This window comes from Magnetospirillum sp. XM-1, assembly GCF_001511835.1.
Lineage (GTDB): Bacteria > Pseudomonadota > Alphaproteobacteria > Rhodospirillales > Magnetospirillaceae > Phaeospirillum.
In genome coordinates, this window is record NZ_LN997848.1 from 193,538 (window position 1) to 206,321 (window position 12,784).

Annotated in this window: 17 protein-coding genes; 9 read left to right on the forward strand and 8 right to left on the reverse strand. The window is 65.6% G+C overall.

Features of this window, described 5'->3' with window-relative positions; genetic code table 11:
* From fliR to flgB, 5 genes are read right to left on the reverse strand one after another with little or no spacing between them, the layout of a single operon-like run.
* Positions 1–765, reverse strand: coding sequence for a flagellar biosynthetic protein FliR (gene fliR / locus XM1_RS00940; protein ID WP_068428338.1), 765 nt, complete (start codon positions 763–765; stop codon positions 1–3).
* A gap of 1 nt (position 766) precedes the next feature.
* Positions 767–1,036, reverse strand: a complete 270-nt coding sequence (fliQ, locus tag XM1_RS00945; protein ID WP_068428341.1) for a flagellar biosynthesis protein FliQ — start codon at positions 1,034–1,036, stop codon at positions 767–769.
* Positions 1,037–1,070: 34 nt separating this feature from the next.
* Complete coding sequence (gene fliE, locus XM1_RS00950) at positions 1,071–1,382, reverse strand: flagellar hook-basal body complex protein FliE (protein ID WP_068428343.1); 312 nt, start codon at positions 1,380–1,382, stop codon at positions 1,071–1,073.
* 30 nt (positions 1,383–1,412) lie between these two features.
* Entirely contained in the window at positions 1,413–1,823 is a 411-nt protein-coding gene (gene flgC / locus XM1_RS00955) for a flagellar basal body rod protein FlgC (protein ID WP_068428344.1), read from the reverse strand.
* 23 nt (positions 1,824–1,846) lie between these two features.
* On the reverse strand, positions 1,847–2,248 hold the full coding sequence (gene flgB, locus XM1_RS00960) for a flagellar basal body rod protein FlgB (RefSeq protein WP_068428345.1): 402 nt from the start codon (positions 2,246–2,248) through the stop codon (positions 1,847–1,849).
* A 204-nt stretch (positions 2,249–2,452) separates the two neighbouring features.
* On the opposite strand from flgB, the gene XM1_RS00965 reads away from it, so the two are divergent.
* The 5 genes from XM1_RS00965 to XM1_RS25115 all read left to right on the forward strand — a co-directional run bounded on the left by XM1_RS00965 (position 2,453) and on the right by XM1_RS25115 (position 4,434).
* A complete protein-coding gene (locus tag XM1_RS00965; RefSeq protein WP_068428348.1) occupies positions 2,453–2,806 on the forward strand; it encodes an EscU/YscU/HrcU family type III secretion system export apparatus switch protein in 354 nt (117 codons plus the stop codon).
* Entirely contained in the window at positions 2,803–3,069 is a 267-nt protein-coding gene (locus tag XM1_RS00970) for a hypothetical protein (protein ID WP_068428351.1), read from the forward strand. Before XM1_RS00965 ends, XM1_RS00970 begins: the two co-directional genes overlap by 4 nt.
* Positions 3,070–3,071: 2 nt before the next feature.
* Entirely contained in the window at positions 3,072–3,401 is a 330-nt protein-coding gene (locus XM1_RS00975) for a flagellar biosynthetic protein FliO (RefSeq protein WP_068428353.1), read from the forward strand.
* Positions 3,398–4,153, forward strand: a complete 756-nt coding sequence (fliP, locus tag XM1_RS00980) for a flagellar type III secretion system pore protein FliP (RefSeq protein WP_068428355.1) — start codon at positions 3,398–3,400, stop codon at positions 4,151–4,153. Before XM1_RS00975 ends, fliP begins: the two co-directional genes overlap by 4 nt.
* Before the next feature lie 149 nt (positions 4,154–4,302).
* Complete coding sequence (locus XM1_RS25115; RefSeq protein WP_255360606.1) at positions 4,303–4,434, forward strand: hypothetical protein; 132 nt, start codon at positions 4,303–4,305, stop codon at positions 4,432–4,434.
* 137 nt (positions 4,435–4,571) lie between these two features.
* Here the strand turns inward: XM1_RS25115 and XM1_RS00985 are convergent, their stop codons facing one another.
* Both XM1_RS00985 and XM1_RS00990 read right to left on the reverse strand, forming a co-directional pair.
* Positions 4,572–5,789 carry an NADP-dependent isocitrate dehydrogenase gene (locus XM1_RS00985; protein WP_068428357.1) on the reverse strand — a complete coding sequence of 406 codons (1,218 nt, stop codon included), beginning with the start codon at positions 5,787–5,789 and terminating at the stop codon, positions 4,572–4,574.
* A 168-nt stretch (positions 5,790–5,957) separates the two neighbouring features.
* Positions 5,958–8,183 (reverse strand): NADP-dependent isocitrate dehydrogenase, encoded by a 2,226-nt coding sequence (locus tag XM1_RS00990; protein ID WP_068428359.1) that lies wholly within the window; start codon positions 8,181–8,183, stop codon positions 5,958–5,960.
* 257 nt (positions 8,184–8,440) lie between these two features.
* Here XM1_RS00990 and XM1_RS00995 point away from each other — a divergent pair, with 257 nt between their 5' ends.
* Complete coding sequence (locus tag XM1_RS00995; protein WP_068428360.1) at positions 8,441–9,382, forward strand: Ig-like domain-containing protein; 942 nt, start codon at positions 8,441–8,443, stop codon at positions 9,380–9,382.
* A gap of 36 nt (positions 9,383–9,418) precedes the next feature.
* Here XM1_RS00995 and XM1_RS01000 read toward each other — a convergent pair whose 3' ends face one another.
* Entirely contained in the window at positions 9,419–9,934 is a 516-nt protein-coding gene (locus XM1_RS01000) for a hypothetical protein (RefSeq protein WP_068428363.1), read from the reverse strand.
* A gap of 156 nt (positions 9,935–10,090) precedes the next feature.
* On the opposite strand from XM1_RS01000, the gene XM1_RS01005 reads away from it, so the two are divergent.
* The 3 genes from XM1_RS01005 (at position 10,091) to XM1_RS01015 (ending at position 12,753) form a co-directional block, all read left to right on the forward strand.
* The gene (locus XM1_RS01005) at positions 10,091–10,798 is read left to right on the forward strand and encodes a phosphatidylserine decarboxylase (RefSeq protein ID WP_231920643.1); all 708 of its coding nucleotides are present in this window, start codon (positions 10,091–10,093) and stop codon (positions 10,796–10,798) included.
* Entirely contained in the window at positions 10,798–11,592 is a 795-nt protein-coding gene (gene pssA / locus XM1_RS01010; protein ID WP_068428367.1) for a CDP-diacylglycerol--serine O-phosphatidyltransferase, read from the forward strand. Before XM1_RS01005 ends, pssA begins: the two co-directional genes overlap by 1 nt.
* Positions 11,593–11,727: 135 nt before the next feature.
* Positions 11,728–12,753, forward strand: coding sequence for an OmpA family protein (locus XM1_RS01015; RefSeq protein WP_068428368.1), 1,026 nt, complete (start codon positions 11,728–11,730; stop codon positions 12,751–12,753).
* Positions 12,754–12,784 lie beyond the last annotated feature (31 nt).

Consider the following 12,784-nt stretch of genomic DNA (forward strand, 5'->3'; position numbering starts at 1 on the left):
TCACCTCGGCTGGACGTAAGCCATCAGGCCGGATTCGAAGAAGCGCAGGAACAAGGTGACGATCAGCGGCATCGCCACCATGAACAGCCACATTCCGATCATCACCTGCACCGGCATGGCGACGAAGAACACCTGCAACTGGGGCACGAGGCGCGACAGCAGGCCGAGGCCAGTGTAGAACACCAGCCCGAACACCACCAGGGGCGCGGCGAACTGGGTGCCGACCTTGAAGGTCTCGGTGACCAGATGGCCCAGCGTCTCGGCGTAATCGCCGAATTGCAGCGGCTGGCCCGGCGGAAACAGGGCGTAGGATTCGAACACCGCCTGGAACATCAGATGATGCAGGTCGGTGGCGAACACCGCCACCAGCCCGATATTGGACAGGAAACCGGTCAGCAGCTGGCTCTGCTGCTGGGCGATGGGGTCGAACGAGAAGGCGTTGGTGAGACCCGTCTGATAGCCGATCATGGAACCGGCCATGTTCAGCGTCGACATGATCACCATCACCACCGTGCCGAGATAGATGCCGATCACCGCCTCGCCGAAGATGGCGAGCAGCATGCCGCCCACCGAACCCGGCACCCGCGGGAAGGTGACGCCCACCACCGGCAGCATGACGAAGGCCACCGACAGCGCCAGCAGCAGGCGGATGCGGGTCGAGACCAGCGAGCCGCCCAGGCCGGGAAACAGCATCAGCGCCGCGCCAATGCGGGTGAACACCAGGAAGAAGCGGAAGATGTCCAGCTGCAGCAGTTCGGTCAGCACGTCAACCGCCGCCGGCGATGACGCGGTCCATGATCATTCTCCAGAACTCGGTCAGCGAGTGCAGCATGAACGGCAGGAACAGGATCATCGACGCGAAGACCAACAGCATTTTCGGCACGAAGGTCAGGGTCTGTTCCTGAATCTGGGTCAGCGTCTGGAAGATGGAGATTACCAGGCCCACCACCAGGCCGGTCAGCAGGGTGGGCGCCGCCACCTTCAGCATGACGAGGATGGATTCGCGGGCGATGTCGATGAGTTCGGGTTCGGTCATCCTTGCGACGGCCCCACTTTCGGCGGTCCCTGGCTCAGATGGGCATGCGCAGGATTTCGTTGTAGGCGTTGATCACCTTGTCGCGGACGTTGACCACGGTTTCCAGGGTCATTTCCGCGTTGGCCACGGCGGCCACCACTTCCCGGATGTCGGCCTTGCCGGCGATGGCGGCCATGGAGGCCTTTTCCGCCGACTTGGCGTCGCCCACCACCACCTTGGCGGCATCCTTCAGCACGCTGGCGAAATCGGTGCCGTTGCCCTCGGCCTCGGAGGTCTTGCCCACCGATTCGAACGGATTGGCGGCGGTCTTGTAGGCGGAGATGGCGTCGGTGAGGCGAGAAGTCATGATGGCGAATCCTTAACCCGGCAACGGAGCCTAGCGCAACATCTCGATGGTGCGGCTCAGCAGCGAGCGGGAGGTGTTGATGACGTTCATGTTGGCCTCGTAGCTGCGCTGGGCCTCGCGCATGTCCATCATCTCGATCAGCGGATTGACGTTGGGCGCCAGCACGTAGCCGTCGCGATCGGCGGCCGGATGCTTGGGGTCGTAGCGGCGCTGGAATTCCGACGAATCGCCCCGGACCTTGTCCACCTTGACCGTGGCCACGCCCGTGGCGCGGTCCAGCTCGTTCTTGAAGGTCATCACCTTGCGGCGATAGGGCAGCCCCTCGGGAGTCTGGGCCAGCGAATCGGCGTTGGCCAGATTCTCCGAGATCAGGCGCAGGCGCTGGGACTGCACCTTCATGCCCGAAATGGCGGTCTGCGTACTTTTGCTCAGTTCGTCCATGGCGGTCTCTTCGACTTACCCGGTTACCGGCTGCCGGAGGCGGTCTTGATCATCTTCTGGTACTTCTGGAACAGCGAGGCGGCGGCGTTGTAGCGGGAATTGGCCTCGCCCATCTTGGCCATCTGCTCTTCCAGGATGACGGCGTTGCCGTCGGGCGTGGATTCGTAGGTGCGGCGCTGGGTCACGGCCTTGAACGGGCTGGGCGCCATCTCGGGCACAATGTGCTTGGCGTTGGTGGCGGCGGCGCCGACCTCGGGCTGGGAGGTTCCGGCCAGGACCTCCTTGAAGTTCAGCGGCTTGATGTCCTTGGGCAGGTAGCGCGGCGTGTTGGCGTTGGCGATGTTGCCGGCCAGCACCTCCTGGCGCTGGGCGATCCAGTCCATCTGAGCCTTGGCCATCTTGAAAATGCCGAGATCGTCGTACATTCGCGCGAAACCTTACGCCTGCAGCAATGATGGGCGAGCGGAGCCTTTCTCGCCAAGTTCACTATCCGCCCGGCCCCTTTAAGATTCCGTAAAGTCCGAGTCGCGACGCGGGTTTGCGGGCCGCCCGGCCCGCCCCCGGCTTAAACGAATTTTAAGCGCGCCGGAGCCATTGTGGAGGCTGACGCCCCCTTTGGGAAGCCGCCGATGGGCAACAGGGACATTTGGGACGAAGAGGCGGAGAGCGAGCGGGCCAAGGCCGCCGCCCAACCCCGGCGCCGTCAGGTCGCCGTGGCGCTGGCCGACGACCCCGACAATCCCGGCATGCCCACCGTCACCGCCTCGGGTCGCGGCGCGGTGGCCGAACAGATTCTGCAACTGGCCTTCGCCCATGGGGTGAAGGTCCGCACCGATCCCGATCTGGCCGAGGTGCTGGCCGCCGTCGAGGTGGACACCGTCATTCCGGTGGAGGCCTTCGTCGCCGTGGCCGAGATCCTGGCCTATGTCTACCGCGCCAACGCCGCCATGGGCGCGACGGCGGCTCCGGGAGGCAGCGCATGAGCGAACAGTCCGAAACCGTCCGCCAGGAACTGGAAAAGGCCGCCACCCTGGTGGGAACCGCCCGGCGCCTGCTCGCCACCGGCACCGAGGTGGACCTGGCCGCCCTGGAAGGCCGGGTGAAGTTCGTCTGCGGCGCCGTCCTCGGCCTGGAGCGCACCGAGGGTGCCGCCTTCCGCCCCGGCCTCGAGGCCCTGGTCGAGGATCTCGACCGGCTGGCCGCCGCGCTGACCCAGCGCCACAATCCGACATCCCTGGACGCCTGAGCATGGATTCAGCCAATTACCTGCGCTTCATCCTGTCGCTCGTGGCGGTGCTGGGACTGATCTTCGCCGTGGTTTGGGTGGTGCGGAGCCGCCTGCCCGGCGTCATGGCCGGCCGCAACGCCACCGGACGGCGCCTCGGCATCGTCGAATCCTTGACCCTGGACGTGAAACATCGTCTTGTCCTGGTGCGCCGCGACGACCGCGAGCATCTGCTGGTCCTGGGCGGTGCGCAGCCCGTGGTGGTGGAGGCCGATTGTCCCCGGGCCGCCTTCGCCCTGTCCAAGCCCGAGGCCTCGTGGCCCGACGCCCCCAAGCCGGAGACCGGATCATGACCCGCCTGCCGATGTCCCGCCCCCGGCTGATCCTGGCCATCGCCGCCGGCATCATGACCGCCCTGGCGGCGGGACCGGTCCTGGCCCAGTCGCTGAACATCGACTTAGGCGGCCCCCAGGCCTCCGCCACCTCGCGCATCATCCAGCTGATCGCGCTGACCACCGTGCTTTCGGTGGCGCCAAGCATCCTGGTGATGGTGACGTCGTTCACCCGCTTCGTGGTGGTGCTGGGCTTCCTGCGTCAGGCGCTGGGCACCCAGCAGAGCCCGCCCAACACGGTGATGGTCAGCCTGGCCATGTTCCTCACCGCCTTCGTCATGGCGCCCACCTTTGAGAAGGCCTGGACCGACGGCATCCAGCCGGTGATGGACGGCCACCTGGACGAGCTGGAGGGCTTCGAGAAGGCCGTCAGGCCGTTTCACGCCTTCATGAGCAGGCATGTCCGCGCCCAGGACCTGAAGCTGTTCATGGACCTGTCGCGCTCCAAGGACGTGGTGAAGGCCGAGGACGTGCCCCTGAAGGCCCTGGTTCCCGCCTTCATGATCAGCGAGCTGCGCCGGGCGTTCGAGATCGGCTTCCTGGTCTTCCTGCCCTTCCTGATCATCGACATGGTCATCGCCTCGGTGCTGATGAGCATGGGCATGATGATGATTCCGCCGGCCATGATCTCACTTCCGTTTAAGCTGATCTTCTTCGTCATGGTGGACGGGTGGTATCTCGTCGTAGGGTCCCTGGTGCAGAGTTACGGGTAAGGACCTACTACCGAATAGAGAAGTGACGACACATTTCGCATTGGTTTAAATTCAGTTAACCAAGAGCGCGAACTGTGTTGACCGATCTTTGACATACTTCGCGCATAGCCAATGCCTGGACTAAATCCAGCCGAAGGAAACGCCGAAGAATGCCCTTCAATCTCGACACCTTTCGCGCCGGTTTCGGCGCCACCATGGCCCAGATCAGGGACAATCTGCGCGAGTTGAGCCGCGCCCAGGAGGAGATGCACCGGCGCATCGAAGCGTTCGGCGTCCGCTGACCCGGACCAAAAGAAACCCCGCCGACGCATTGGCCTCGGCGGGGTTCTTTTTTGACCGGTTTGCGGGCGAGACGCCCGCGCTCCAGAGGTCGGTCCGTCGTGGAGCGCGGCCGTCCCGGCCGCCCCCCCTCGGAGGATCAGGCCAGACCCATCCGCTTCTTCAGGTTCTCGTCCAGCTTGTCCAGGAACTGCTGGGTGGTCAGCCACGACTGGCCGGGGCCGATCAGGATGGCCAGGTCCTTGGTCATGAAGCCGGATTCCACCGTTTCCACGCACACTTCCTCGAGGGACTGGGCGAACTTCGCCACCTCGGGGGTGTTGTCGAACTGGGCGCGATAGAACAGGCCGCGGGTCCAGGCGAAGATCGACGCGATCGGATTGGTCGAGGTCTCCTTGCCCTTCTGGTGCTCGCGGTAGTGCCGCGTCACCGTGCCGTGGGCGGCCTCGGCCTCGACGACCTTGCCGTCGGGGCTCATCAGCACCGAGGTCATCAGGCCCAGTGAGCCGAAGCCCTGGGCCACGGTGTCGGACTGCACGTCGCCGTCGTAGTTCTTGCAGGCCCAGACGAACTCGCCCGACCACTTCAAGGCGGACGCCACCATGTCGTCGATCAGGCGGTGCTCGTAGGTGATGCCCAGCTTGTCGAACTCGACCTTGAACTCCTTATCGAACACTTCCTGGAAGATGTCCTTGAAGCGGCCGTCATAGGCCTTGAGGATGGTGTTCTTGGTCGACAGGTACACCGGCCACTTCTTCTGCAGGCCGTAATTCATGCAGGCCCGGGCGAAGCCGTAGATGGACTCGTCCAGGTTGTACATGCCCATGGCCACGCCGGCGCCGGGGAAGTCGAACACTTCGTGCTCGATGGTCTCGCCGTTGGTGCCGACGAACTTGATGGTCAGCTTGCCGGGGCCGGGGACGGTGAAGTCGGTGGCCTTGTATTGGTCGCCGAAGGCGTGGCGGCCGATGACGATGGGCTTGGTCCAGCCGGGCACCAGGCGCGGCACGTTCTTGCAGATGATCGGCTCGCGGAACACGGTGCCGTCAAGAATGTTGCGGATGGTGCCGTTGGGCGACTTCCACATCTTCTTCAGGTTGAATTCCTTCACCCGCGCCTCGTCGGGGGTGATGGTGGCGCACTTGACGCCGACGCCGTACTTCTTGATGGCCTCCGAGGCCTCGATCGTCACCTTGTCGTCGGTCTTGTCGCGGTATTCGATGCCCAGATCGTAATATTTCAGATCCACGTCCAGGTAGGGCAGGATCAGCTTGTCCTTGATGAACTTCCAGATGATCCGGGTCATCTCGTCGCCGTCCAGCTCGACGATCGGGTTTGCGACTTTGATCTTCTTCATTGACGGTGTTCCTCGGGGTGCGAAAGGCCCAATAACTGCTTGTCTCAAGCGGCCCGCCCCACGAGCCTGTTCGCCAGGCGTTTGGATGAGGCGGCCCACCAACTCAAACTGTGGCGGACCGGAACGAAAGCGGCGGGAGTTCGCATCTCCCGCCGCCGCCGTACCGTATTAGATGGCGGCCAGCGCCGCGTTCAGAGTGGCGCTGGGCCGCATGGCGGCCGAGGTCTTGGAATCGTTCGGGCTGTAGTAACCGCCCATGTCGACGGGCTTGCCTTGAGCCGCGATCAGCTCGGCGTTGATCTTGGCCTCGTTCTCGGTCAGCGCCTTGGCCAGCGGAGCGAACTTGGCGGCCAACTCCTTGTCCTTGGTCTGCTCGGCCAGGGCCTGGGCCCAGTACATGGCCAGGTAGAAGTGGCTGCCGCGGTTGTCCAGCTCGCCCACCTTGCGGGCGGGGGACTTGTTGTTGTCCAGGATCTTGCCGTTGGCCTGATCCAGGGTGTCGGCCAGCACCTGGGCCTTGGGGTTCTTGAAGGTCTGGGCCAGATGCTCCAGCGACACGGCCAGCGCCAGGAACTCGCCCAGCGAATCCCAGCGGAGATAGCCTTCCTCCTGGAACTGCTGCACGTGCTTGGGCGCCGAGCCGCCGGCGCCGGTCTCGAACAGGCCGCCGCCCGCCATCAGCGGAACGATGGACAGCATCTTGGCGCTTGTGCCCAGCTCCAGGATGGGGAACAGGTCGGTCAGGTAGTCGCGCAGCACGTTGCCGGTCACCGAGATGGTGTCCTGGCCCTTGCGGATGCGCTCCAGCGAGACGGCGATGGCCTCTTCCGGGGCCTTGATGGAGATGTCCAGCCCCTTGGTGTCGTGGTCACCCAGGTACTTTTCCACCTTGGCGATGATCTGGGCGTCGTGGGCGCGGTTCTTGTCCAGCCAGAAGATGGCCGGGGTATTGGACAGCCGGGCGCGGGTGACGGCCAGCTTGACCCAATCCTGAATCGGCGCGTCCTTGGTCTGGCAGGCGCGGAAGATGTCGCCGGCCTCGACCTTCTGCTCCAGCAGCACCTTGCCCGAAGCGTCGACCACGCGGACCACGCCGTCGGCGGGGACCTCGAAGGTCTTGTCGTGCGAGCCGTATTCCTCGGCCTTCTGGGCCATCAGGCCGACGTTGGGCACGCTGCCCATGGTCTTGGGATCGAAGGCGCCATGCTTCTTGCAGTCGTCGATGACCACCTGATACATGCGGGCGTAGCAGCGGTCGGGGATCATGGCCTTGGTGTCGTGCAGCTTGCCGTCGGTGCCCCACATGCGGCCCGAATCACGGATCATGGCGGGCATGGAGGCGTCGACGATCACGTCGGACGGCACGTGCAGGTTGGTGATGCCCTTGTCGGAATTGACCATGGCCAGCGGCGGGCCGGCCTCGTAGGCGGCCTTGATGTCGGCCTCGATCTCGGCCTTCTTGGCGGCGGGCAGCTTGTCCAGCTTGGCGATCAGGTCGCCGAAGCCGTTGTTGACGTTGACGCCGATATCCTTGATGGCGGCCGCGTGCTTCTCGAACACGTCCTTGAAGAACACGGTGACGGCGTGGCCGAACATGATGGGGTCCGAGACCTTCATCATGGTGGCCTTGAGATGCAGCGACAGCAGCAGGCCCGGCTGGGACTTGGCGTCGTTGATCTGCTCGGCGTAGAAGGCGCGCAGCGCCTTGGCGCTCATCACGGCGGCGTCGATGACCTCGCCGGCCTTCAGAGCGGTCTTTTCCTTCAGCACGGTGGTGGCGCCGTCCTTGCCCACCAGCTCGATGCGCACGGTGGTGGCGTCGGAAACGGTCACCGACTTCTCGCTGCCGTAGAAGTCGCCGGCATTCATGTGAGCCACGTGGGACTGGGACGAAGAGGCCCAGGCGCCCATCTTGTGGGGATTCTTCTTGGCGTAGTTCTTGACCGACAGCGCGGCGCGGCGGTCGGAATTACCCTCGCGCAGGACCGGGTTCACCGCCGAGCCCAGAACCTTGCCGTAGCGGGCCTTGATTTCCTTCTCGGCATCGGTCTTGGGGTCCTCGGGGAAGTCGGGGATCTTGTAGCCCTGGGACTGCAGCTCCTTGATGGCGGCCTTGAGCTGGGGCACGGAAGCGCTGACGTTGGGCAGCTTGATGATGTTGGCTTCGGGCTTGAGCGTCAGCTCGCCCAGTTCGGCCAGTTCGTCCTTGATCTTCTGGGCAGGCGTCAGGTTCTCGGGGAAATTGGCGATGATGCGGCCGGCCAGCGAGATGTCGCGGGTTTCCACGGCCACTCCGGCCGCCCCGGTAAAGGCCTGGACGATGGGAAGCAGGGAATAGGTCGCCAGAGCCGGCGCCTCGTCAACCTTGGTCCAGATGATTTTCGCGGTGCTCATCGTTTCTCATCCCTTCGCTGGAAGCCCATGCCGTCGATTGCCCGTGAAATCCCGCCACGCGGCAAACGCGGGACGATAGCATTCGAGACGCCAAACGCAAGACTCAATCCTACTCGTTGGGAGGGGAAACGGGCGGGTAGGCCCCACCCGAAACCCATGAAACGCACCGGAATGATGGATTCCCGCCCGTGACACTGGCGGAATTTAGAGCTAGGGTAGCGACCGCAAATTCTTCCGCCACCACCTCGCGAGGCGCCTTGAACCGGCCTACGCTCATCGCCCTGATCGGACTTGCCGTCGCGGTTGTCGCCATCGTGCTTGCCATGCTCAGCCAGCGTGACGACACCAAGGAGATGGTCGTCCAGACCCTGCCGCCGCCCGGCGCGGCGGCCCCCGCCGCCGTGGCCGACGCGAACGAGCCGACCTTCGACGTGGTCCGCATCGATTCCGGCGGCGACGCGGTCATCGCCGGGCGCGCCAAGCCCGGAGCGCGGGTCGTCATCATCGACGGCGGCAAGGAACTGGGCCAGGTCACCGCCGACCAGCGCGGCGAGTGGGTGTTCCTGCCCTCCGGCCCGCTGGCTCCCGGCTCGCGGGAACTGCGGCTGAGGGCCGTCAATCCCGACGGCAGCACGGTGGAGTCCGGCGAGTCCGTCGTCCTGGTGGTGCCGCCCCGCGGCCAGGGCTCGGCGCTGGCCATCAAGTCGGGCCGCGACGGCAGCAGCCGCATCCTGCAGGGCCCCGCCAACGGCGCTCCGGGCGCCCTTTCGCTCGACATCGTCGACCACGACGACAAGGGCCGCATGGCGGTCAGCGGCCGCGCGCCCTCCGGGGCCAAGGTCAACGTCTACATGGACAACCGGCTGCTGGGCCGCACCACCGCCGACGCGGACGGCAACTGGCGGGTGAACTCGACCTTAGCGCCGGGCAAGGGCAGCCATACGCTGCGCGCCGACCAGGTGGACGACAAGGGCAAGGTGCTGGCCCGGGTGGAATTCCCGTGGATTCTGGGCGACAACGTCGCGCCTTCGGGCGGCTCGAGCGTGACGGTGCTGCAGGGTAACTCGCTGTGGCGCATCGCCCGGCGGCTTTACGGCCAGGGCGTCGCCTACACGGTGATCTTCGAGGCCAACCGCGACAGCATCAAGAACCCCGACCTCATCTATCCCGGTCAGGTGTTCAGCGTTCCCGCGAAGTAGGGCCGCGAAGTAGGCCCGCGAAGTAGGAAAGAGGCGCTAACGTCCCCGGGACTTGGCCCGGCGCCATTCCGGACGCACGGCGCTTTCGCCCGGACGGGCCGGGGCCAGCGGCGGGCGCACATACATGGCGATCAGCTCCATGTAGGGAACGGCCGGAGCCAGGAAGCGGATCACCGCCGAAACCAGACGGACCGCCGAGACCGGCGTGGGCACTGAAAGCTCGCCCCCCAGCAGGATGCGTCCCTGGTTGATGCGGAAGCTTCCCCCGCCCAGAACGGCGTTGCCCGCGTCGACGATCCGGGCCAGCCCGGCACGGGCCGCCGGCGATTCCGCCGAGAAGGGCATGGGGCCCAGATCGCCCACCAGCTTGAGCAGGACCGAGGACCCGGCCTGTTCCAGACGGCCGGCGAAGCGGACGAAGCGGAAACCGAAATCGAAGGCCACCGGGCCATCGCCCAGGGCCAGGGGCGGAGCCTCAGCGCCTTCGAGCACCGCGTCGATATCCAACGGCAAGGCCATGCCACCCAAAGAAAACGCATTCGACTTGGACATGCCGACGCCGCCCGATCCTCGACGAAATTCATGGTAGGAACTTAGGTTCCTCCACACTAGTATCATGCCGCCGACCGGGATGAAAATCCAAAAGGCCGGCCTTGCCCAAGGACATCGCCCCGACTAATGGAGGGGGCGGCCATTCGGAGGTGACGCGTGCAGGCTCAGCAGATTTCCCTGACCAAGTATCTCTGGTTCCCCATCAACCGCGAGGGGTGGCCCTTCGTCGGCCTGTTCGCGCTGGGAGCCCTGCTGCTGGGCCAGGTCTGGGGACCGCTGGGCTGGGTTGGAGCGCTGCTCACCTGCTGGTGCGCCTGGTTCTTCCGCGATCCCGACCGCGTCACGCCGACCCGCGACGGCCTGGTGATCAGCCCCGCCGACGGCGTGGTGCAGATGGTGGGCATGGTCGCCCCGCCGCCCGAGCTCGAGATGGGCGACGAACCCCGCATGCGCATCTCGGTGTTCATGAGCGTGTTCTCGGTCCACATCAACCGCTGCCCGGTGGACGGCGCCATCGTCAAGTGCTCGTACCGTCCCGGCAAGTTCCTCGACGCCTCGCTGGACAAGGCCAGCGCCGACAACGAGCGCATGAGCGTGCGCATGAGCCGCGCCGACGGCCGCGAGATCGCCTTCGTGCAGATCGCCGGGCTGGTGGCGCGTCGAATCAAGTGCGACCTGAAGGAAGGCCAGCAGGTCCGGGCCGGCCAGCGCTTCGGCCTGATCCGCTTCGGCTCGCGCGTCGACGTCTATCTGCCCGACGGCGTCGCCCCCCTGGTCAGCCTGGGACAAAGCATCATCGCCGGCGAGACCGTGCTGGCCGACCTGGATTCGGCGGAAGGCGCCCGTCAGGGGGAAATCCGCTGATGTTCCGCCCCAAGCGCCCGCCCCGCATCCGAGGGTTGTCGATCAACAAGCTGATCCCCAACATCCTGACGATGCTGGCGCTGTGCGCGGGGCTGACCTCCATCCGCTTCGCCGTCCACGGCATGTGGAAGGAGGCGGTGATGTCCACCGTGCTGGCCGCCATCCTGGACGGGCTGGACGGTCGGGTGGCCCGCCTGCTGCAGGGCACGTCGAAGTTCGGCGCCGAGCTGGATTCCCTGTCCGACTTCGTCAGCTTCGGCGTGGCGCCGGCCATGGTGCTGTATTTCTGGACCATGCAGGGCGCGGGGGCCTATGGCTGGGCCATGGTGCTGCTGTTCTCGGTGTGCTGCGCGCTGCGCCTGGCGCGCTTCAACACCATGATCGGCGAGCCCGATTTGCCACCCTACGCCTACAACTTCTTCACCGGCGTCCCCGCCCCGGCGGCGGCCGGACTGGTGCTGATGCCGCTGGTGTTCACCATCCAGTTCGGCGGCGGATTCTTCGACCAGCCGGTGGTGGTCTCGGTCTTCCTGATGGGCGTGTCGTTCCTGATGGTCAGCAAGATCCCCACCTTCTCGTTCAAGAAGGTCCGCGTGCCCCACAAATGGGTGCTGCCCATCCTGCTGGTCATCGGACTGGCCGCCGCCTTCCTGGTCACCGAGCCGTGGCTGACCCTGTCGCTGCTGGGCACGCTCTATCTCGGGATGATTCCGCTCAGCGTGCGCTCGTTCGCACGCCTTAAGGCACAGGCAGAGTCCACCCCCCCAGACGAACCGGCTACGACCTCCGCGTAACACTGTGGCTTTTACGCAACAGGCGCCGAAGATCGTGCCGCAGCGCGGCGCGGCCGTCTTGCCGCCCTCAGCCACCGGCTGTACATATGGGGGCAGATTCACAACGCCTCGCACCCTCTTGGGAAGGTAAAAACCATGCGCAGCATCAAGTCCCTCCTCGCCGCGGCCGTCGTCGCCGGCGCCCTGGCCCCGGTGGCCGCCCAGGCCCAGTGGTATGTCGGCCTCGACGCCGGCGCCCAGTTCCTGCAGGATTCCAAGAACAGCGGCGTCTCCGGCCTCAAGTCCGAGTCCGAGGTCGGCTGGCTGACCCAGGGCGTGGTGGGCTACGGCTTCGGCCAGTGGCGCGTTGAAGGCGAACTGTCCTATCGCGACAGCGGCATCGACAAGGTCGGCGGCGCGTCGGGCAGCGGCAGCACCACCGCGCTGGCCCCGATGATCAACGGCGTCTACGAGTTCCTGCCCCAGTCCAAGTGGCATCCCTTCGTCGGCCTGGGTATCGGTACCGCCTATGTGGACAACGGCAAGGTCAAGAAGAGCGGCGCCGACGCCTATAACGGCAGCGACTGGCAGTTCGCCTACCAGGGCTTCGCCGGCGTGGGCTACGACGTCACCGACAATGTCGAGCTGAAGGCCCAGTATCGCTACTTCGCCACCCTGGACTACGAGACCAAGTCCGCCGCCGGCACCAAGCTGGATTCCGAGTATCGCGACCACGGCGTGATGCTGGGCTTCGTCTACAAGTTCAACGCGCCGAAGGCCGCTCCGGCCCCCGCTCCGGCTCCGGTCGCCGCCCCGGCTCCGGCCCCGGCGCCCAAGCCCATGGCCCAGGTGCAGAAGAACTACATCGTGTTCTTCGACTTCGACAAGGCGCAGATCACCCCGGAAGCCGCCCGCGTCCTGCAGCAGGCCGCCGGCGCCGCCAAGTCGGCCGGTTCGGCCCGCATCGACCTGTCGGCCCATACCGACCTGTCGGGCAGCGCCAAGTACAACCAGGCCCTGTCCGAGAAGCGCGGCGCCGCCGTCAAGGCGCAGTTGGAGCAGCTGGGCATCCCGGGCAGCCAGATCGTCGTGGTCGCCAAGGGCAAGTCCTCGCCCATGGTCCCGACCCCCGACGGCGTGCGCGAGCCGCAGAACCGCCGCGTCGAGATCGTCCTGCCCTAATCGGCGACGTCGAAGCAGTTTCGGAAGGGCT